This is a genomic window from Rheinheimera sp. WS51 (assembly GCF_050936095.1).
Taxonomy (GTDB): domain Bacteria; phylum Pseudomonadota; class Gammaproteobacteria; order Enterobacterales; family Alteromonadaceae; genus Alishewanella.
In genome coordinates this window covers 50,893-70,937 of the sequence record NZ_JBOTRC010000008.1, presented here as the reverse complement: position 1 = coordinate 70,937, position 20,045 = coordinate 50,893, and the positions used below count along the sequence as shown (strand labels likewise).

Here is a 20,045-nt window from a genome sequence, read left to right as displayed (position 1 = left end):
TGCCTTACCATAACCATCTGAAGCTAGGTTAAGCATAGCCTACTTAATTTTTATCTGACCCCATTTATCCTTTACTAATGAAGCCGACATTCGTAGCTTAGTATTATTACACGGTATAGATGGCGACACTTATGATAAAGCCATCAAAAGCTTCTCTATAGTGGGAGCAGCTAAACAAATGAAAAAGGAACAGAATGAGCTAAGTGAAAGTCGCATACTGACAGGTGTGCCAATGCTTATTGTTAATGGTAAATATAAAATTAATAATGCCGCCCTAGATAATCGCAACTTGCAACAAGAGATGCAGCAATTAATTGATTTTTTATTAAAAAAAGATGATGTTAAAAGTTAAATTAAATTCGCTCAGTTGCTGAAAATATAGCCAACCTAAAGGGCTGGCTATAAGCAATAAAAAACATTTACTTTAACAGCACTAATTTGAACTTAGTGCTGTTGAATATTATTTAATTAAAGTTAACGTGTAATCACCTGAACCAGAGTAAGAATATACAATAACTCGGTAGTAACCATTGTTCGCATTATAGCTAATAGATTCCGTTGAAGTTGGCGATGTTGAGCTAGCAACAGAATACCAACGATAACCATCCCAGCGCTCTAATCTAAGCTCAAAGTCAGCATTAGACGGGCCAGTTAAGTTAGCTTTTATCATGCCTCCACGATAAGAGAACCAGCTACCATCAGGTTGAATTTGGCTTGAACGGTGCGATAAATAGCCCGTATAGGTTGTGCCGTTATCCGGAGGTGTCGTATCGCTTACGCCGCCATTATAAATGCGCGACCAAGCACAATAACGCTGACCGCCTTTAGCTAACCAAAAGTAATTACAGCTATCATCATAACTATTTCTACCTGTATTCACTTTATAGTCTGAAAAGCTCATGCCATTTAAGTGATAAAATTGGCCATTTCTTTTCATTGAAAAGTGTAAGTGTGGCCCTGTTGAAGCACCGCCATTACACAAGGCTTGTGATCTATTGCTAGCATAGTTAGCAATAGGCACATTACGCTCTACATAAGCACCAGTACCATACTGAATATTAGATAAATGATAATAAGTACTAGACCAACCATCTTGGTGAATAACTTCCATAAAACAAGATGAATGATACTTCACTGTACCAGGTGCAACTGACGCCACCCATATATGGCTTAAGTTATCACCCCAGTAGCCTCCTTGATTAAAATCTAACGATGACTGAGGGTAGCTACCACTGCCGGTATTAGTGTGGCTGCCCCCATTTCGCCAATAATCCCCTGTAGGAAAAGGCAATTGAAAGTAACTGTTAATATCGGTAATAGCTTGAGTGTTCTGCTGTTGATAAGCGCTAGCTTCTCTATCGCTATCAGAGACAACATCTTTAAATAGCTTATTATACAAAGCCATTAAATCAGCAGTTTGCTTTTGTAGAGTAGCCGCTTGTTGTCGATCTGCTTTTCCTGCTTGCTTTGCTAGCAGCTGGCCTAACGCACGAGAGGCGTCTATATCGGTAGTAAACTTTTCATTTTTACCCGTTACGCTGTACGAATGGCCTTGATAAAAGGCTTGAGCAAGCTGCTGACTAACATCTTCTACTTGTTCAGCAAAGCTGGTTTTAGCTGATAACCGAGCAAAAGGTTGTGCCATTGCACTGGCAGAGCCTGGCTTAGTGATAATGCCGCTTTGCTGCTCAATAAGCGCAATCAATAGTTTAGGGCTAATTGATGAGTAACCAGCATGGTGAGAAATTATTTCTGCATAATCAACTAAATGCGGAGCATGTTGCTGCAAATAGTCTTTTACATCGAAACTTAACATTTCATCATAATCATATAAAAGCTGTTGCTTAGTGATGCTTACAGCCTGTTTTTTAACAGCAACAATAGACTGTTCAGCCGTTAGCTGCGGTGTAGCGGCCAGAAAAGTAGAAAAACCACCTAAGGCAATCGCTAGCAGCAATTTACTGCTTATAGATTTTAGTTCAGCATGTTTTATATTCATATAAGAACCTATCAACTTGAAGTATCAACAAAAAAATAGCCTCTTGGCTTATTAAGAGGCTATTTAAACTAAGTACTATTCTGGAATGTTATAGCGCAAAGTTGCTGTTCCTGCGCCTGAATAGCTATATACATACCAACGGTAATAACCGGCTGTACCGTTATAATTGATGGTTTCGCTATTAGTTGGTGACTTACTATTAGCAACATAGACCCACTGGTAGCCATTCCAGCGTTGTAGGTATAAATCAAAGTCTGTCCGACGAGTTGAAGAAACAGATAACTCTGCTTTATGTGCACCGGCTTTAGCGTAGTAATAGCCATAGTTATTTTGCGGTAAAATGGCATAGCCACCATGGTTGATATAAGCACGGCCTAAATATTTAAAGTCAGGCGTAGCAACGCTATAGTCAGCTACAACATTAACATTAGTGCTGTTTGCCTTTGCAGCTACAGTAATAAAGTAACTACCTTGCTGTGGCACACTAATAGTACAGCTTTCAGCATTATTTGCGCCTTCACTAGCACAATCATATTGCTGGCTGCTAGCTTCTGCACCAAAGCGAACAAAAAGGTCAACATTACCATTACCACCGCTAGTGTTAATAACTAGATTGCTAGCATTGGCTGGCACCTCAATACGATATTTTTGCTCAGCAGAAGCATTTAAGCTGGTTAAAGTCTCTGCTTTACCTTTGGTTAGCTCAATTGTTTCACGAGGAGGTGTGCTGTCGTTACCTTGACGGAAATTTGCAACATAAGCACGCGTATCATTTAAGCGTCTTGCATTATTATGATAAGCACTACCGGTAGCATAACCGTTGTAATATACATCAGGGTTAGAGAAGTGGTTTATTGCAGGACACCAGTTACACGAGCTACCATAAGCCATAATGGTATGGGTATTATTCGCAAGTAAGTGACCATAGTTATATTGGTAAGGACCAGGCGAGCCACCCGCGTTAGCTTCATCATGTTGCAAACCCATGTTATGACCAAACTCATGCGAGATAGTCCAACCACCCACACAGCTACGACGAGTTATTTGAAAACCGCGTGAAGCAAAGTTAGTGCTAGGTGTTGCCATATACCAACCTAAACCACATAAGTTACCTGGGTTTTCTATAATCATGCCCACTAAGTCTGCAGCATAAGTATTACGTAACTGCGCAACAGTTGAGTTTGCAGTTACCCAGTCTAAGTCTGTGTAACCACTGCCGGTTTCACGATAAGCAATCTCATTCGCATAAACCAAGTTAACCCACGCATTAACATTACTGTTTTCTAATGCTAAATTCATTTGGTCTATCGATTGTTGCGCCAAGGCTTGCATATAACTAGTACCACCAGCACCATTTCGTGCTGCACCAGTATAAAGAAGCATAACATCTACTTGGCTTAACGCAGAGCTATTAAGCAACTCTGGGGTTAGCTGCTGCTCAAACTGTGGCGTAATTTGTGACTGAATTTGTCGCTCTAACCTATGGTCAATTTGACCACCAGCACATTGATGCTCTTCACCTAAAATAGGCTCAATAATAGAGATGCCATCAGACTCAGGAATTATCTTATAGCTGATATCATCTAATAAAACCGTACCTGCATAAGCTTCATTGTTAATAACGTTAATGGCCACTTTATGACTTGGTTGACCTTGAATATGGCCAAATACTGAATAACCGTCATTAGTGTTATCTTTAACCCGAGTAATAACAACACTGCGCACCGTGCCATCTGGTAAGGCAATTTGTAGCTCAGTGACAGCTTGTTGGTGTTGTGCATTTTCAGCTGCACGAACAAAGCGTTGGCGCTGCGCAGACAATACCGATTTATTTACCCTAACTTTAATGGCAGCATGGTTATGCTGATCTTGCTTATTGTTTGTGTTAAGGCTTTGAGTTGTATGTTTTTGGTAATCTAATGTTTCAAATAGGGGCGCATTTTGTGCATTCGCCACCCCCATACATAGTAATGATGCGCAAAATAAAGCTAATTTCATTGAGGTGCCCTTTAGCTGTGGTTGTTGTGTTAATTAACAATAAACTAGCTCCGGCCAAAGAATTGCCGCGCTAAATAATATACACATTTTAACTAATACTTAATTTATGCCTGCATATTATTCCAACTATTTAACATTACGTCAACATAAGTAAGCGCTAACATTGGCTTTACCCTGCATTGCTATAACGCTCAGGTAAACAAAACTTCTTATAAGTTTATGATAAGTTTCTAATATTCTTATCTTGTGCCACAGTATAAATAAGGCTTTAGCTAACCAGGCACCACGTAAACACACCGCTATAGACTACGATTAATGACAAAAAGTTAAGCGCAAAAATAATGCGTTAACCCGTTAGTGAACCCTCAGTATTCAACAGTAATTCTCACCTTTAGCAAGAGAGTTATCACTAGCTAACTAATTACAGTTTTTATAAAAAAAGCCCAGTGTGTCTTATTTGACAGCACTGGGCTTATTATATGACCGCGTTAGCGAATGTAAGGTTAAATTAAGCGCTTAAGTTTTGCTTACTCAACCGTTACCGATTTAGCTAAGTTACGTGGTTGGTCTACGTCTGTGCCTTTAATAATGGCGACATAGTAGCTTAATAACTGTAACGGTAGGGTGTATACAATGGGTGCTATTAATTCAGAAACATGCGGAACGTTAATTACCCGCATAGTGTCATCTGATTTAAATTGAGCGTCGGTATCTGCGAATACATATAAAATACCGCCGCGAGCCCGTACTTCTTCTACGTTAGACTGTAGCTTTTCTAATAAGTCGTTATTTGGTGCGACAACAATAATAGGCATATTGGCATCAATTAGCGCCAGCGGGCCGTGTTTTAACTCACCTGCAGCATAAGCTTCAGCGTGAATATAGGAAATTTCTTTTAACTTTAATGCCCCTTCCATCGCGATAGGGTATTGATCACCGCGGCCTAAGAATAGTGCATGGTGTTTATCGGCAAACTCTTCTGCTAAGGCTTCAATTTGTGGTGCTAAAGTAAGAGTTTGCTCTAATTTAGCCGGTAAGCTTTTTAAAGCAGCCGCTAATTCTGCCTGGTGCTGTTCGGTTAAACCATTATATTTACCAATGGCCAGTGTTAACATGGCTAAGCCTACTAACTGAGTAGTAAAGGCTTTAGTAGAAGCAACACCAATTTCAACACCTGCACGGGTTAAAAAGGCAAGATCAGATTCACGAACTAACGACGAACCCGCCGCATTACATATGGTTAAGCTACCTAAATAGCCTAAGTCTTTAGCAATACGTAATGCTGCTAGCGTATCTGCTGTTTCACCAGATTGAGAAATAGTAACAATTAGGCTGTTTGGTTGTACAAACGACTTGCGGTAACGAAACTCAGAGGCAATTTCAACATTACATGAAATACCAGCTAATGACTCTAACCAATAACGGGCTACCATACCTGAGTGATAACTGGTGCCACAGGCAACAATTTGCACATGTTTAACTTGTTTAAATAAGTTAGCAGCGCCATTACCAAAGGTTTCATCTAGTACGCTATCATTACTTAAACGGCCTTCTAAGGTGTTATTGATAGCATTAGGCTGCTCGTAAATTTCTTTCATCATAAAATGACGATATTGGCCTTTATCACCGGCATCGTAACTTACTGTAGACTCGTGGATCTCACGCTCAATGGCATGGCCATCTTGATCAAAAATACGTACGCTATGGCGTGTAATTTCAGCGACATCGCCTTCTTCTAAGAAAATAAAACGACGCGTCACCGGTAATAAGGCTAGCTGATCTGAGGCAATAAAGTTTTCACCTATACCAAGGCCTATCACTAATGGGCTGCCTGAACGGGCAACAACAATACGCTCGGCATCTGTTTTATCTAACAGTACAGTGCCATAAGCACCGTGTAATTGTTTAACACTGCGCTGAACCGCTTCGAGTAAACTGCCTGCTGTTTTACGCTCTTCTTCTACTAAGTGAGCTATGACTTCTGTATCTGTATCAGAGCTAAATACATAGCCTTTAGCTGTTAAGCTGTCGCGCAAACTTTGGTGGTTTTCAATAATACCGTTATGAACCACATTAATATTGCTAGACACATGTGGGTGAGCATTACGCTCGCTTGGCTCACCATGCGTTGCCCAACGAGTATGAGCAATACCCGTAGTGCCTAATATTGGATCGGCAGCAATAGCATCAGCTAAGGCTTTTACTTTACCTAAGCGGCGTACTCGGTGTAACTCTCCATTATGGGCAATAGCCACACCAGCAGAGTCATAGCCTCGGTATTCTAAACGACGTAAGCCTTCAACTAAAATATCAACCACATCGCGCTGAGCTACGGCGCCAACTATTCCACACATAGTATTTTCTCCAAAATTCTTTTATTTATTGCGCTTAGCTATTAGTCGCTAAAGTTCAGATTATAACTAAACTGAAACTCTGATAACTCTAACGCCTTGCTGTTCAATTTTTTTAGCATCATTAACTGGCAAACCTTGATCTGTTACTAATACTTTCACCTTTGACCAAGGCAGCTCTAAATTATGTATTTTTCGGCCTAACTTATCGGATTCCAACATAACAATAACTTCACGCGCCACATCTGCCATTACACGGCTTAGGCTATAGAGTTCGTTATAGGTTGTTGTGCCTCGTTCTAAATCTATACCGTCAGCCCCTATAAATAGCTGATCAAAATCATAAGCCCGTAATACTTGCTCGGCTAACTGACCTTGAAAAGCTTCTGACTGAGGGTCCCAAGTTCCCCCGGTCATCAATAAAGTAGGCTCATTTTCTAACTCTCGTAAGGCATTAGCTACCGCCAACGAATTCGTCATCACCACCAAACCACGCTTAATAGACAGCTCGGGTAATAACGCAGCAGTTGTTCGGCCACTATCGATAATAATGCGATAGTGATCTTTAATCAGCTCGCCGGCGGCTTTAGCAATAGCGACCTTTCGTTTTGAAACTTGCTCTAAACTGCTTTCACTAACAAAGTCTTGTGGTATTGGCATAGCACCACCATAGCGGCGCAACAACAAACCCGCTTGTTCCAGCACAGTTAAATCTTTACGAATAGTCACTTCTGAGGTATTAAACTGGGCGGCGAGCTGTTCAACCGACAATTCGCCTTGCTGTTGCAGCTGGCTAACAATTAAATGGCGCCGCTGTTGAGTGTTACGTTTATTCATTTCTTTCGCTTAAGCTTCAAAACGAAAGATAATATATTTAAAACAATTAAATTTGCAAGCTATATCTCGTTAGATATAGCGACTCTAAGTAGGAAGTTATATTTCATGATTAAGTTACTAGCCCCTGCGGCATGGTCAACTTCGATGTTGCAACAAACATCTCAGCCAAAGCGTAAGCGTAAGCAATGCCAAATAAATGTTAACTATAAGTAAATAAATATTAACTATAAGATTGCAAAGTTAACAATTTAGATCTAACATCTCAATTGCTCTAATTAAACGAACAAATTTAATACGAGCAAATTTAATACGAGCAAGTATCAAGAAAATAAAAATCAAAAGGAACATAAAAATGAATAATAATGAAATCATTGAAAACGAAGCTGCTATATGTGAAGTAATCAGTAGTATGGATGTTTCAGAGCTAGAGCAGCGCTACGAATACGATACCAACATTAGCATCTGTCATTATGAGTGGCATATTAATTAATGGATAACTCGATTATGAACATTGAAAAAAAAATAGTAACAGAAAGCTTAGAAATCATAGATACCTTTTCTGGTGTTGAAGAATTACAGGCTCGTTATGAAAACGAACCTGTAATCTGGCTTTGTTTATACGAAGTAACTTTCTAGTGAGAGAAAGCAGTAATCTTTGAATTACTGCTTATTAAAATATGATCCCAAAAACAATAAAAATTAAAGCTCTCTCAGGTTTCGCATCATTAGGTTTACATAAAGGTAATGATGCACGCCTGTATTCAACGATGCGACAATGGCTTGGCTACCAGAAAACGCTTCAGGGTTGCTTATTAAATGGTCACATTGGTGCTTTGAAACACGGTGACACCCTAAATAAGCAGGAAGACCTCCAATGCCGGTTTTTTATCTCTGTGCATTTTGGTCTTTATCCGCTAATGATATCCTATCTAGCCTCACTCAAGCCAAAACATAAAATCGTCTGCCTAGTTGGAAAACAAAAATCGTTGCCGTTGCTCCAACAACTCGCTATAAACTCCAATGTAAATATTAGCTTTATTGAAATAGGTGAATCTTTTATTTTCTTCAGAAAATGCTTAAGAGCAATGAAAGAGGAATGCATATTTTTGTCTTTTATTGATATTCCGCTTGGGGTTTCGGAGAAATCTGACAACAAAATTAAATTTCTTGGCGGTGAGATGCGGATCCGTACCGGGCTATTTAAGTTGGCTAATAAGTTGGGGCTGGAACCGCGTTTTATTATTTCCGGCTACAACCCAAAAAATGATGTTATCCCTGTTGACAGCTATACCGTTAGCTCTGCCGAAGAAGCCTTCGCTATCTTCGAAAGATATGTGCAGACCCAGGCCTACAACTGGGACAAGATTATCGACCTTACTAGGTTTTATACAGGACTGAACGACGAGGGCTTATACATCCCTTTTATTCTAAAAGATAACTATTTTGCTCTGGACGTAAAAAACAACAAAGTTTTACAGATTAACGCAAGCTTATATAAACAAATCTGTAGTATAAAAAATGGACGCCTTTCTGACGAGGAGGCTCAAAAAAAACGAGCAGCAATCTATGACCAAACAAATTTGTATATTTGGAAAGCAGTATAATTCTTTGGTAGACAGTATTTCTGAAGTAGACGATAATTTTACAGTCCGCACTAAAGACGACAGGTTTTTTAACTTCACTAGTACTTCAGTATCTCTTTTAAACGAGCTGGAGAACGACATCTATCACCAGCGCGATCCAGAATTAGTCCGGAATTTTGTGGAATTAATCTTGGTTAAAAAAGGTATTTACCGTGCTCCCGCTGATTGCAGAATTTTCAAAAAAAAACAGCCTGCGCTAACCTGTCATCAGACACTGTTACCCGCAACTATGGTGAACAGGATTGCTGTCCAATTGCACTGGTTGTTTCGGCCTCTGCTGGCATTGTTTCTAGTTGGTCTTGCCGTTGTTATTCATGCAACATATATTATTGAGCACGTTGGAAACTTTACTTATCGTTACATTTTCACCTATACCGCTACTGATTTAATGATGGTGGTGATATTATCGCTAATCAGCTCGCTAATTCATGAGTTTGGTCACGCCACTGCTTGTCACAGATTCGCTGGCAAAGCCGGAGAAATAGGTACTGGCATCAATATGATGGTGCCGGTATTTTTTGCCAACGTATCTAATATCTATACTTTAAACAGCCGAAAAAAAACTATTGTTTCAATATCGGGCTTGTACTTTCAGGTTATCTACGGCACTGCGGTAATAATTTTCGCACAATGGTACGGTCAGCTAGATAAGTTTATCACGCTATACCTGATTGGTTTTACCTTTTCGCTTCTTCCAATATACAGGAATGATGGTTACTGGTTTATTAACGATTTAACAAAGCGACAAGACCTACTCAACGACGTATTTGCAGTACTCAAACGCAAGAAGAAAGCCAGCATTTTGGATATCGCCTATGGTGTGTTTTTTATGCTAACGGCTGTTTTGGTTATGTTCCTAATATTACGTTTCTTAACTAACAGCGGGCCAGAAATGATCAGGGAGCTGATGGCAGTATCAAAAATAAGCTTCACTACCGTGCTTAGATCCACCTTATTAATTTTTCATTATATAGCCATATTTTTCTTTTTTTATTCATTACTCAAAGCAGTTACAGGCTTTATATTAATAACTACAAAACAAAAACGGACCCAAAATAAAAATGAAAAAATTTAAATTTATTAACTATATTGTATTTGTTTTGAGCATGTTTTTAACATCATGCTCAGTGACAGTAAAGGATACTATGATTGTATCGCCTTCGAAACAAATTAATGGCGAAAATATTGAGCAATTGACTAAGGTACATGGCTATTCCCCACGGTGGCTGGTAACAGAGAGTGGCAAACGAATTTATGCATTAAATAAGCGAGTTGAAGGCCAGAACACTACACTGCTGATTCTTCATGGCAACGCTTTGAATATGAGCCTTCAACCCTGGTTTGGCGTGCTAGAAGCACTGGCCAAAACCGACTTTAATATTCTAGCTATTGATTATCAAGGCTATGGTTTTAGCGATGGTGAAGCCAGTTTCTCGACAATGATGAATGATGCCCAGCTAGCAATAAGTACTTTAAATAAAGATGAAAATGTTTACGTTTATGGCTTATCTCTTGGCTCTGTTATGGCAACCAGCATTGCTAACGATGAGCGTGTTGCAGGGCTTATTATTGAAGGTGGTATTACTAATGTGGCGGAAATGGTAAAGCTATATCAGTCGCGTCGTTTATTTGGCAGCATGATAAATGTTCAGTTAGATAATAGGCTAAAGTTTGACAATATTTCGGTATTGAAAGGCATCGATAAACCTATATTGATAATTCATGGGGAAAAAGACAACAACATTCCACTAAGTATGGGTGAAACATTATATAACGCGTCAAACCATAGCCTGAGCGAGCTCTATTCAGTGTCAGAGGGTGGACATTGTGATACATTTATTAAAGATAAAACAAATTACCTGCAACGAATTAATCAATTTATTCAGAATGTATCCTCTGCAGAAGAATAATCCTATACAGCCGAAGCAGCTACCTACAGGTAATAAAATGCAGCCTGAAACGACTGGAGTTAATTGTATGTTAAATTTATATAAAACCGCTGCTGCTTACCTGCTCATTTCCGGTTGCAGCGCGCATATACCCACGCCTTATCAGGCCGACAGATCGCCGGAAGACAGGGATAGCTATAATGGCGTCATCGGTGCAGCGCAATGGCAGAAAGATCAGAGTTATCTAGCTGGCAAAGAGCTGGCAGATAAATGTGAGCAACTCAAAACCCGCATAGTACAGGCTCATCTGACTGAAAATACTAGGCTAGCAGAAAAGCTGGGCAAAGAAAGCAAAGGCATTTGCGTCGGTCAGTAAGTTGCCAGGCCATTTCAGCCGCACTGTTACCAGGTTATACACGATATGGGTGCCAAGACCGGTGCCGCCCTGATGGCGTTTGGTGGTGTAAAAGAGGTCAAACAGGCGCAGCAGGCTGTCGGCACCCAAACCGCCGCCATTATCGCTGTAGTTCCAATGCAACTCTCCGCCGTCAGTATGCAGTTGTATGCTGATCTCGGGCTCGGCCACATCGGTCAAGCTGTTCATCACCAGATTGGGCAGGATCTGCGCTACAGCACCGGCATCGGTATAAATAGGCCGCTGTTCCGGTGCCTGCATTGACACGGTACAAGCGTATCTTTTCAGTTGTGGTTGCAGTGACAACAACACATCCCGCAGGTAACTGTTCAGCTCAATATCCCGCACGCTGTCGCTGGATTGCTCGACTGAAATCTACTTAAAGCTCTGTACCAGATCTGCCGCTATCAATAATAATGCGATAGTGATCTTTAATTAGTTCGCCTGCGGCTTTAGCAATAGCTACCTTTCGTTTTGAAACTTGCTCTAAACTGCTTTCACTAACAAAGTCTTGTGGTATTGGCATAGCACCACCATAGCGGCGTAATAATAAACCGGCTTGTTCCAGTACAGTTAAATCTTTACGAATAGTCACTTCTGAGGTTTGGAATCGCTCAGCTAATTGCTCAACAGAAAGCTCGCCTTGCTCTTTTAATTGACTAACAATTAAATGACGTCGTTGCTGGGTATTGCGCTTATTCATAAGGTTTATTTAATACACTTTTCAGCTGTTAGTGGCTTTATCTTTCGATTAAGTTTCGATTCGAAAGGTATTTTACTGATTGAAACAATGAATGCAATATAAATATTTACTAAAGTTAATGATAACCATTTGCATTTATATAAAAATAAAGCTAGTATCACTTTTGTCAACGGAGTGACATTGTGGTTACAGAAAGGAAACTCTGGTCGTTGTTAACTTGTCTTGTACTACTTAAAGGGTGGCATTCGCCACCCCTTTTTTTATTAGCTAACGCCCTTAATTACTGGGGCTAAAACGTAGGCTGCCACTTTGTACTGCCATATTTAAAGGCACTTGTGATAGCAGCTTCATGCTAGGGTTGCTGGTATCTAACCGATACACTGGGTTATCGGCTAAGAAACTGTTGATAAGGCTTAATAGTTCATTGTTTACTGGTTTTAAGTTCCCGCGATACCCTGCAGCATCGATACTTGAACTTAATAAATTAACCGAGCGTAGAAAAACTGCTTGTTGCTTAGCATCATAATAAGGTGCAGCTTCTATAAGTAAGCTCATTGTTGCTGGATAACTTAAACCAAATAATGACAATACCGCGCTGGCACTTGTGTCTAGCCGGACTAAATCACTATTATCAGGCCCTATATCTACTTTCATATTATCTACTTGTAAAGTCAGCGGTATACCTGCAGCCGTGGCTTGATGGCTTAGCTTTGGCACCTGTTGCGCCAGCATTTGTTCAAGATCTGCTTCAGAAACAGAATAACTTGCCATTGAGCCTAGCTGGGCGCAGCTGGCTAATACCAACACGCTAAATGCGATGAGGACTTTTTTCATGATTTAACCTTCTATGGTGATCAAAACTGTCGTTTTATGCTAAAGCATAGAGCAAGATAACGCATCCGGCTGAGGTTAAGCTGAATATTGTTGCTATTTGTCGTAAAACTGATGCGACCAGCTAACCTAAATAACCCTAGCCATTTTAAGTTGTGGTATGCTCAGCTTCGAACTTTACGCTTATATCTATAACGCATAACGAGAGTTATTATGTCACTTATTCTTAAATTAATCACCGGCATTGTGCTGGGTATACTCGCTGGGCTTTATGCGCCAGTTTGGCTAATCCAATTATTGCTAACCTTTAAAGGCTTGTTTGCCGAATTACTATTTTTCACCATACCGTTATTAATATTATTCTTTATTAGTAGTGGTATCGCTGCTTTGCCGCGTAACTCGGGCAAGTTGCTTGGTCGCACCTTAAGCATTGCTTATTTATCTACCATTATTGCCGGTACGCTCGCCTTTTTAGTAGCAAGCTTAGTGGTGCCTATGTTTACAACTAGCGGGCAACATAACGCCAATACAGCTAACGCTATTATTGAGCCCTTTATCCGTATGGATATTCCTCCAGTATTTGGCGTAATGACGGCGTTAGTTTTAGCCTTTATTTTTGGCTTAGGCATGGCTGCCACTCAAGCTGACCACTTAAAGAAAATATCCGATCAAGGTCGCGATATTATTCAACTGCTATTAGAAAAAGTGATTATTCCGTTACTACCTTTATATATTGCCGGTGAATTTGCCCAAATGGCCGCTTCGGGCACGGTATTTACTACCTTAAAAACCTTTGGCATTGTTCTATTATTAGCGGTTGCTATGCATTGGGTATGGATTATGGCGCTGTATACTCTGGCCGGTATTAAAGCGGGTAAACCCCCCTTAAGCCTAATTAAAAATATGCTGCCAGCTTATTTTACTGCCTTAGGCACTATGTCTAGTGCCGCAACTATTCCGGTTTCATTACAAGCCACTAAGAAAAATGGCGTTAAACCTGATGTAGCCAACTTTACAGTGCCCTTATGCGCCACTATCCATTTATCTGGTTCAACCATTACCATAGTAACTTGTGCTATGGCGGTTATTACCATGCAAAATGGTTTAGAAATGCCATCATTTATGACTATGCTGCCGTTTATTCTTATGCTGGGTGTTGTCATGTTAGCCGCGCCTGGCGTACCCGGTGGTGCAGTAATGTCAGCAGTAGGTTTACTAGGTTCTATGCTTGGTTTTGGCGATGCCGCAGTAGCGCTAATGATAGCCTTATATATGGCACAAGACAGTTTTGGTACTGCCTGTAACGTAACCGGTGATGGGGCTATTGCCGTGCTGGTTGATAAAAGCTAAGTAACGTTTTAACTAGATATAGATGAGTAGATTATAACTGAAGGTTGGATTCCCGGATCGGTCACCACAGGATGTCTGAGTCCTGCCGCAGGCAAAGGACGAGTTACTGTGGGGAGCCGAAACGGGTATTGCAACCTGTAAAGCCCACTCCACACTAACTCGCCGTAAACTATCTTACTTTTTGATTTTCACTGGTCGTTGCCAGTTAGCAATATGGCGCTGCTTAGCACGGGCGACTACTAATTCACCATCTTCGGCATCACGTGTTAATACCGAGCCTGCACCTACTGTTGCGTTAATGCCAACGGTTACTGGTGCTACTAAAGAGCTATTAGAACCAATAAAGGCGCCATCTTTAATAGTAGTAACAAACTTATTCGCACCATCATAGTTACAGGTAATAGTACCCGCCCCTACGTTTACCTTAGTGCCAATTACCGCATCACCTAAGTAAGTTAAATGATTCGCTTTAGAGCCTTGGCCTAAAGTGGTTTTTTTCATTTCAACAAAGTTACCTATATGACTATCATTTTCCATGACTGAGTCTGGGCGTAACCGGGCATAAGGACCAATTGAACAGTCGCTACCCACTGTCGAGTTATCTATCATAGAATTAGGCTTAACTTCTGTGTTATCGCCAATAACGCAATCTTTTAAAATACAGTTAGCGCCAATAGTAACGCCTTGGCCTAGTACCACTTTACCTTCAAAAATAACATTAATGTCTATCATTACATCATTGGCAACTTCAACGCTGCCACGTACGTCAATCCGAGCGGGGTCGCGTAAGTTAGCACCTGCCAACATTAATTCGTTAGCTTTACGCTGCTGATAAGCGCGCTCTAAGGCGGCTAATTGTACTCTGTTATTCGCACCTTCTACTTCCATAGGATCGCTAGGATGAGCGGTTGCAATTTCAACTCCTTCAGCATGGGCCATAGCAACAATATCGGTTAAGTAATATTCGCCTTGGGCATTACTATTCGATAAACGGCTTAACCAGGTTTTAAGTTGCTTACCAGGCAGCGCCATAATGCCACTATTAACTTCGTTAATCGCAAGTTGTTCAGCGTTAGCATCTTTTTGCTCAACAATGCCTACAACCTTGCCATTTTCACGAACTATTCGGCCATAACCTGTTGGGTTAGCGAGTTTTACCGTTAAAATAGCCACACCTTTTGCCGGTTTAGCATTAAGTAATCGCTTTAACGTATCTAGTTCAGTTAACGGCACATCACCATATAACACTAACACCGTATCGTTATCAGCAATATTGTCACTAGCCTGCGCTACAGCATGGCCGGTTCCTAACTGCTCGGCTTGCAATACCCAGTGTAATGGTTGCTCGCCTAATGCTGTTTTTAATGCTTGTGCTCCATAACCATAAACAAGTTGAGGTTTTACTGAGCCTAAAGCTCTAGCGGTATCAATAACATGCTGTACCATCGGCCGCTCGGCCACTTTATGCAATACCTTAGGTAAGTTAGATTTCATCCGCGTACCTTTACCGGCAGCAAGAATCACTACATTTAACGCCATAACAGAATCCCTGTAATTAATATGCGGCTATTTTAATAGATAATGACCAAGATTACAGCGTTAGGCTGAAGTTTTACTGAACCGTTGACTCGTATTACCAACATTTGAGCATTACAAACAAAAAAGCCACCCTAAGGTGGCTTTTTTTAATATGACTAAACTTATTTTTTACGCAGTTGCTTAATTACTCGCAATTGCGCTATGGCTTCAGCTAACTGACCTGCAGCTTCAGCATAATTGAAGTCTGTGCCAGCATTTTGCATCGCTTCTTCAGCACGTTTTTGTGCATCTAAAGCCGCTTGCTCATCTAAGTCTTCGCCGCGTACCGCGACATCGGCTAATACTGTAATAGTGTCTGGCTGTACTTCTAATACGCCACCAGCAACATACATTACATGTTCTTCACCGAACTGTTTAACGATACGGACCATGCCAGGTTTCAGGGTGGTCAGAAAAGGGGCGTGAAAAGGTAAAATACCTAATTCGCCCTCACTGCCTGTGACCTGCACTGATTCGACAAGGCCTGAGAATAGTTTTTCTTCGGCACTTACTACATCTAGTTGCACTGTCATCGCCATCTCGCTCTCCTAAAGCTTAACTTACAGCTTTTTCGCTTTTTCGATCGCTTCGTCGATAGAGCCTACCATGTAAAACGCTTGCTCTGGCATATGGTCGAATTCACCTTCCAAAATACCTTTAAAGCCACGGATAGTCTCTTTTAACGGAACATATTTACCAGGTGAACCAGTAAATACTTCAGCTACGAAGAAAGGCTGAGATAAGAAACGCTGAATTTTACGTGCACGGTATACTGTTGTGCGGTCTTCATCAGACAATTCGTCCATACCTAAGATGGCAATAATATCTTTCAGCTCTTTGTAGCGCTGTAATACGGTTTGTACACCACGAGCAACATCATAGTGCTCTTTACCGATAACTTGTGGATCTAACTGACGTGAAGTTGAATCCAGTGGGTCAATCGCAGGGTAAATACCTAAAGAAGCAATGTTACGGCTTAATACAACCGTTGCGTCTAAGTGCGAGAACGTCGTTGCTGGTGATGGGTCAGTTAAGTCATCCGCAGGAACATAAACGGCTTGAATAGACGTGATTGAACCTGTTTTAGTTGACGTAATACGCTCTTGTAATGCACCCATTTCTTCAGCCAATGTTGGCTGATAACCTACCGCAGATGGCATACGACCTAATAGTGCTGATACCTCAGTACCGGCTAGGGTATAACGATAGATGTTATCTACGAAGAATAGAACATCACGGCCTTCTTCACGGAATTTTTCAGCCATAGTTAAGCCGGTTAACGCTACGCGTAAACGGTTTCCTGGTGGCTCATTCATCTGACCGTACACTAACGATACTTTATCTAGTACGTTAGAGTCTTTCATTTCGTGATAGAAATCGTTACCTTCACGAGTACGCTCACCAACACCGGCGAATACTGAGTAGCCGCTGTGCTCGATAGCGATATTACGGATAAGTTCCATCATGTTAACGGTTTTACCTACACCGGCACCACCGAATAGACCAACTTTACCACCTTTAGCGAACGGGCATACTAAGTCGATAACTTTGATACCTGTTTCTAATAACGCATTTGATGCGGCTTGCTCTTCGTATGAAGGAGCTGCACGGTGGATAGACCAACGCTCTTCTTCACCGATAGGGCCTGCTTCATCAATAGGCTCACCTAATACGTTCATAATACGGCCCAGTGTAGATGTACCTACTGGAACCTGAATTGCTTTGCCGGTATTTGCCACAGCTGCGCCGCGACGTAAACCGTCTGTTGTACCTAATGCGATTGTACGAACTGTACCGCCACCCAACTGTTGCTGTACTTCCAGCACTAAACCAGCCAGATCACCGTCAGTCACGTTTAACGCGTCATAGATACCAGGTACCGCATCTTGTGGAAAATCGATATCCACAACGGCGCCAATAATTTGGACGACCTTACCTTGACTCATGATGTTTCCTCAAATTTCTCAAAACTGTTTACCTTAGCCTACAGCTGCCGCACCTGCGACAATTTCGCTAAGCTCCTGGGTGATCGCGGCCTGACGTGCTTTGTTGTACACTAATTTCAGGTCGTCCATCAAGTTACCGGCGTTATCAGTTGCAGCTTTCATTGCAACCATACGGGCGGCGTGTTCACTGGCAGAGTTCTCTACCACACCTTGATAAACTTGCGACTCAACAAAGCGGTCCAATAACATATCAATAATAGGTTTTGGATCCGGCTCGTATAAGTAATCCCAGTTATGCTCTTTTTGTGCGATGTCTGCTTTTGGCAAAGGTAATAGTTGATCGATCACTGGCTCTTGCTTCATGGTATTAACAAACTTGTTGTATACCAAGAATAAGCGATCAATTCGGCCTTCATTAAATGCTTGCAGCATGACTTTTACCGAACCGAGCACATCAGCCAAACGTGGTACGTCACCTGAACCCGCTTGTTGTGCCATTACTTTGCCACCAAAGCGACGGAAAAAGGTAGTTGCTTTATTACCGATAACAGCAAATTCAGCGTCTACACCTTTATCTTTCCAGCTTTTAAGGTCAATAATAACTTTTTTAAACTCGTTGGTATTCAAGCCACCGCAAAGTCCACGATCAGTAGAAATAACAATATAGCCAACCTTTTTAACTTCACGATCCGCTAAATACGGATGGCGATATTCAAGGCTGCCATTTGCAACGTTACCAATCACTTTGCGCATACCTTCAGCGTATGGGCGTGTTGCAGCTACACGGTCTTGCGCTTTGCGCATTTTGCTGACCGCAACTTTTTCCATAGCACTGGTGATCTTGCGAGTATTATTAATACTCCCGATCTTACTTTTTATCTCTTTACCACCGGCCATGACTGTATCTCCGTTTCATTCAACGAATGGGGTGGCGTTGCCACCCACATTGCTTACCAGGTCTGCGTAGCCTTGAATTTCTCAATAGCGGCTTTGAACGTAGACTCGATTTGGTCGTTGTAGTTACCGGTTTTATCGATTTCAGCCATCAGCTCAGCGTGTTCTGCTTTCATAAATGAAATTAACGCAGTTTCAAAATCAATGATTTTGTCTACTTCGATATCTTTCATAAAGCCTTTTTCGATAGCAAAAATAGATACACCCATTTCAGCAACAGACATTGGGCTGTACTGTAACTGTTTCATCAGTTCAGTAACCTTTTGACCGTGCTCTAACTGGGCGCGGGTTGCTTCGTCTAAGTCAGAAGCAAACTGCGCAAACGCAGCAAGTTCTGAATATTGCGCTAACGCAAGACGAATACCACCACCTAGTTTTTTGATGATCTTAGTTTGTGCTGCACCACCAACCCGCGATACTGAAATACCGGCGTTAACCGCTGGACGAATACCCGCGTTAAATAAGTCAGTTTCTAAGAAGATCTGACCATCGGTAATTGAGATTACGTTAGTTGGTACGAAAGCTGAAACGTCACCGGCTTGAGTTTCGATAATTGGTAATGCGGTTAATGAACCTGTTTTACCTTTAACTTCACCGTTAGTGTATTTTTCAACATAGTCAGCATTTACACGTGATGCACGCTCAAGTAAGCGAGAGTGTAAATAGAAAACGTCACCTGGGTAAGCTTCACGGCCTGGTGGACGACGTAATAGTAATGAGATTTGACGATAAGCAACTGCTTGCTTAGACAAGTCATCATAAACTATTAACGAATCTTCACCGCGGTCACGGAAGTATTCACCCATAGTACAACCTGAGTAAGGTGCTAAGTACTGAAGCGCAGCTGCTTCAGAAGCAGACGCTACCACAACGATAGTGTGGGCTAATGCATCATGCTCTTCTAATTTGCGTACTACGTTAGCAATAGTAGAGGCTTTTTGGCCAATTGCTACGTATACACATTTAACGCCAGTACCTTTTTGGTTGATGATGGCATCAATAGCTAAAGCAGTTTTACCGGTTTGACGGTCACCGATTAACAATTCACGCTGACCACGACCAATTGGGATCATCGCATCTACAGATTTATAACCTGTTTGCATTGGTTGATCTACCGATTGACGTTCGATAACGCCAGGAGCAATTTTTTCTACTGGTTCAAAACCTGCAGCGTCAATTGGACCTTTACCATCGATAGGCGCACCTAAAGTATTTACAACACGACCTAGTAACTGTGGACCAACCGGTACTTCTAAGATACGGCCAGTACTTTTTACTTTTGTGCCTTCAGTTAAGTCCGCATACGGACCCATAACTACAGCACCTACTGAATTACGTTCTAAGTTCAGTGCGATAGCGTAGCGATTACCAGGAAGCTCAATCATTTCGCCTTGCATACAATCAGCAAGACCATTGATACGAATAATACCGTCAGTTACCTGTACGATAGTACCTTCGTTACGAGCTTCACTGACCACTTCGAACTGAGCGATACGACTCTTGATCAGTTCTGATATTTCAGTGGAATTCAGTTGCATTCTCTGTTCCCCA

19 protein-coding genes and 1 pseudogene are annotated in these 20,045 nt (G+C 41.3%); 8 read left to right on the top strand and 12 right to left on the bottom strand.

Going from position 1 to position 20,045, the window contains the following annotated elements; translation table 11 throughout:
• Positions 1-82: 82 nt before the first annotated feature.
• Positions 83-352: pseudogene (locus tag ACRCA4_RS10545) on the top strand (DsbA family protein); the annotation flags it as partial.
• Positions 353-460: 108 nt separating this feature from the next.
• On the opposite strand, the gene ACRCA4_RS10540 reads toward ACRCA4_RS10545, so the two are convergent.
• The 4 genes from ACRCA4_RS10540 to ACRCA4_RS10525 form a co-directional block, all read right to left on the bottom strand.
• Positions 461-1,999: a M23 family metallopeptidase gene (locus ACRCA4_RS10540; RefSeq protein ID WP_433188009.1), complete on the bottom strand. Its 1,539-nt coding sequence runs from the start codon at positions 1,997-1,999 to the stop codon at positions 461-463.
• A 75-nt stretch (positions 2,000-2,074) separates the two neighbouring features.
• On the bottom strand, positions 2,075-3,997 hold the full coding sequence (locus ACRCA4_RS10535) for a pre-peptidase C-terminal domain-containing protein (RefSeq protein ID WP_433188006.1): 1,923 nt from the start codon (positions 3,995-3,997) through the stop codon (positions 2,075-2,077).
• 527 nt (positions 3,998-4,524) lie between these two features.
• A complete protein-coding gene (glmS, locus tag ACRCA4_RS10530) occupies positions 4,525-6,351 on the bottom strand; it encodes a glutamine--fructose-6-phosphate transaminase (isomerizing) (protein WP_433188003.1) in 1,827 nt (608 codons plus the stop codon).
• Between the two features lie 66 nt (positions 6,352-6,417).
• On the bottom strand, positions 6,418-7,185 hold the full coding sequence (locus ACRCA4_RS10525) for a DeoR/GlpR family DNA-binding transcription regulator (protein WP_433188000.1): 768 nt from the start codon (positions 7,183-7,185) through the stop codon (positions 6,418-6,420).
• Positions 7,186-7,537: 352 nt separating this feature from the next.
• Between ACRCA4_RS10525 and ACRCA4_RS10520 the strand changes: the two genes are divergently transcribed.
• From ACRCA4_RS10520 to ACRCA4_RS10495, 6 genes are all read left to right on the top strand, one after another.
• On the top strand, positions 7,538-7,675 hold the full coding sequence (locus ACRCA4_RS10520; protein WP_433187997.1) for a hypothetical protein: 138 nt from the start codon (positions 7,538-7,540) through the stop codon (positions 7,673-7,675).
• Positions 7,676-7,689: 14 nt separating this feature from the next.
• Positions 7,690-7,821 (top strand): hypothetical protein, encoded by a 132-nt coding sequence (locus ACRCA4_RS10515; RefSeq protein ID WP_433187995.1) that lies wholly within the window; start codon positions 7,690-7,692, stop codon positions 7,819-7,821.
• Between the two features lie 41 nt (positions 7,822-7,862).
• Positions 7,863-8,789, top strand: a complete 927-nt coding sequence (locus ACRCA4_RS10510; RefSeq protein WP_433187992.1) for a hypothetical protein — start codon at positions 7,863-7,865, stop codon at positions 8,787-8,789.
• The gene (locus ACRCA4_RS10505) at positions 8,752-9,903 is read left to right on the top strand and encodes a hypothetical protein (RefSeq protein WP_433187990.1); all 1,152 of its coding nucleotides are present in this window, start codon (positions 8,752-8,754) and stop codon (positions 9,901-9,903) included. The genes ACRCA4_RS10510 and ACRCA4_RS10505 overlap by 38 nt, the downstream gene beginning before the upstream one ends.
• 70 nt (positions 9,904-9,973) lie before the next feature.
• Complete coding sequence (locus ACRCA4_RS10500) at positions 9,974-10,738, top strand: alpha/beta hydrolase (protein WP_433187987.1); 765 nt, start codon at positions 9,974-9,976, stop codon at positions 10,736-10,738.
• A 67-nt stretch (positions 10,739-10,805) separates the two neighbouring features.
• Complete coding sequence (locus ACRCA4_RS10495) at positions 10,806-11,093, top strand: hypothetical protein (protein WP_433187985.1); 288 nt, start codon at positions 10,806-10,808, stop codon at positions 11,091-11,093.
• Here ACRCA4_RS10495 and ACRCA4_RS10490 read toward each other — a convergent pair.
• The 3 genes from ACRCA4_RS10490 to ACRCA4_RS10480 form a co-directional block, all read right to left on the bottom strand.
• Entirely contained in the window at positions 11,043-11,480 is a 438-nt protein-coding gene (locus ACRCA4_RS10490) for a sensor histidine kinase (protein WP_433187982.1), read from the bottom strand. The genes ACRCA4_RS10495 and ACRCA4_RS10490 overlap by 51 nt on opposite strands.
• Positions 11,481-11,511: 31 nt before the next feature.
• Complete coding sequence (locus tag ACRCA4_RS10485; RefSeq protein ID WP_433187979.1) at positions 11,512-11,835, bottom strand: DeoR family transcriptional regulator; 324 nt, start codon at positions 11,833-11,835, stop codon at positions 11,512-11,514.
• A 276-nt stretch (positions 11,836-12,111) separates the two neighbouring features.
• The gene (locus ACRCA4_RS10480) at positions 12,112-12,669 is read right to left on the bottom strand and encodes a DUF1439 domain-containing protein (RefSeq protein WP_433187976.1); all 558 of its coding nucleotides are present in this window, start codon (positions 12,667-12,669) and stop codon (positions 12,112-12,114) included.
• 210 nt (positions 12,670-12,879) lie between these two features.
• Here ACRCA4_RS10480 and ACRCA4_RS10475 point away from each other — a divergent pair, with 210 nt between their 5' ends.
• Positions 12,880-14,016: a dicarboxylate/amino acid:cation symporter gene (locus ACRCA4_RS10475; RefSeq protein WP_433187973.1), complete on the top strand. Its 1,137-nt coding sequence runs from the start codon at positions 12,880-12,882 to the stop codon at positions 14,014-14,016.
• 174 nt (positions 14,017-14,190) lie between these two features.
• Here the strand turns inward: ACRCA4_RS10475 and glmU are convergent, their stop codons facing one another.
• The 5 genes from glmU to atpA form a co-directional block, all read right to left on the bottom strand.
• Positions 14,191-15,555: a bifunctional UDP-N-acetylglucosamine diphosphorylase/glucosamine-1-phosphate N-acetyltransferase GlmU gene (gene glmU, locus ACRCA4_RS10470; RefSeq protein WP_433187970.1), complete on the bottom strand. Its 1,365-nt coding sequence runs from the start codon at positions 15,553-15,555 to the stop codon at positions 14,191-14,193.
• 161 nt (positions 15,556-15,716) lie between these two features.
• Positions 15,717-16,133, bottom strand: a complete 417-nt coding sequence (locus ACRCA4_RS10465; protein WP_433187967.1) for a F0F1 ATP synthase subunit epsilon — start codon at positions 16,131-16,133, stop codon at positions 15,717-15,719.
• 21 nt (positions 16,134-16,154) lie between these two features.
• On the bottom strand, positions 16,155-17,540 hold the full coding sequence (gene atpD / locus ACRCA4_RS10460; protein WP_313907746.1) for a F0F1 ATP synthase subunit beta: 1,386 nt from the start codon (positions 17,538-17,540) through the stop codon (positions 16,155-16,157).
• A gap of 33 nt (positions 17,541-17,573) precedes the next feature.
• Positions 17,574-18,437, bottom strand: coding sequence for a F0F1 ATP synthase subunit gamma (gene atpG, locus ACRCA4_RS10455; RefSeq protein ID WP_433187963.1), 864 nt, complete (start codon positions 18,435-18,437; stop codon positions 17,574-17,576).
• Between the two features lie 53 nt (positions 18,438-18,490).
• Positions 18,491-20,032 (bottom strand): F0F1 ATP synthase subunit alpha, encoded by a 1,542-nt coding sequence (gene atpA / locus ACRCA4_RS10450; RefSeq protein WP_313907748.1) that lies wholly within the window; start codon positions 20,030-20,032, stop codon positions 18,491-18,493.
• Positions 20,033-20,045: the final 13 nt, after the last annotated feature.

What these genes read in the sequence shown, in the direction of transcription:
- ACRCA4_RS10520 (WP_433187997.1), top strand. Translation starts at nt 7,538, where the DNA reads ATGAATAATAATGAAATCATTGAAAACGAAGCTGCTATATGTGAAGTA.
- ACRCA4_RS10500 (WP_433187987.1), top strand. Translation starts at nt 9,974, where the DNA reads ATGATTGTATCGCCTTCGAAACAAATTAATGGCGAAAATATTGAGCAA.
- ACRCA4_RS10515 (WP_433187995.1), top strand. Translation starts at nt 7,690, where the DNA reads ATGAACATTGAAAAAAAAATAGTAACAGAAAGCTTAGAAATCATAGAT.
- ACRCA4_RS10480 (WP_433187976.1), bottom strand. Translation starts at nt 12,669, where the DNA reads ATGAAAAAAGTCCTCATCGCATTTAGCGTGTTGGTATTAGCCAGCTGC.
- glmS (WP_433188003.1), bottom strand. Translation starts at nt 6,351, where the DNA reads ATGTGTGGAATAGTTGGCGCCGTAGCTCAGCGCGATGTGGTTGATATT.
- atpA (WP_313907748.1), bottom strand. Translation starts at nt 20,032, where the DNA reads ATGCAACTGAATTCCACTGAAATATCAGAACTGATCAAGAGTCGTATC.
- glmU (WP_433187970.1), bottom strand. Translation starts at nt 15,555, where the DNA reads ATGGCGTTAAATGTAGTGATTCTTGCTGCCGGTAAAGGTACGCGGATG.
- ACRCA4_RS10495 (WP_433187985.1), top strand. Translation starts at nt 10,806, where the DNA reads ATGTTAAATTTATATAAAACCGCTGCTGCTTACCTGCTCATTTCCGGT.
- ACRCA4_RS10510 (WP_433187992.1), top strand. Translation starts at nt 7,863, where the DNA reads ATGATCCCAAAAACAATAAAAATTAAAGCTCTCTCAGGTTTCGCATCA.
- ACRCA4_RS10540 (WP_433188009.1), bottom strand. Translation starts at nt 1,999, where the DNA reads ATGAATATAAAACATGCTGAACTAAAATCTATAAGCAGTAAATTGCTG.
- ACRCA4_RS10535 (WP_433188006.1), bottom strand. Translation starts at nt 3,997, where the DNA reads ATGAAATTAGCTTTATTTTGCGCATCATTACTATGTATGGGGGTGGCG.
- ACRCA4_RS10485 (WP_433187979.1), bottom strand. Translation starts at nt 11,835, where the DNA reads ATGAATAAGCGCAATACCCAGCAACGACGTCATTTAATTGTTAGTCAA.
- ACRCA4_RS10475 (WP_433187973.1), top strand. Translation starts at nt 12,880, where the DNA reads ATGTCACTTATTCTTAAATTAATCACCGGCATTGTGCTGGGTATACTC.
- ACRCA4_RS10465 (WP_433187967.1), bottom strand. Translation starts at nt 16,133, where the DNA reads ATGGCGATGACAGTGCAACTAGATGTAGTAAGTGCCGAAGAAAAACTA.
- atpD (WP_313907746.1), bottom strand. Translation starts at nt 17,540, where the DNA reads ATGAGTCAAGGTAAGGTCGTCCAAATTATTGGCGCCGTTGTGGATATC.
- ACRCA4_RS10525 (WP_433188000.1), bottom strand. Translation starts at nt 7,185, where the DNA reads ATGAATAAACGTAACACTCAACAGCGGCGCCATTTAATTGTTAGCCAG.
- atpG (WP_433187963.1), bottom strand. Translation starts at nt 18,437, where the DNA reads ATGGCCGGTGGTAAAGAGATAAAAAGTAAGATCGGGAGTATTAATAAT.
- ACRCA4_RS10505 (WP_433187990.1), top strand. Translation starts at nt 8,752, where the DNA reads ATGACCAAACAAATTTGTATATTTGGAAAGCAGTATAATTCTTTGGTA.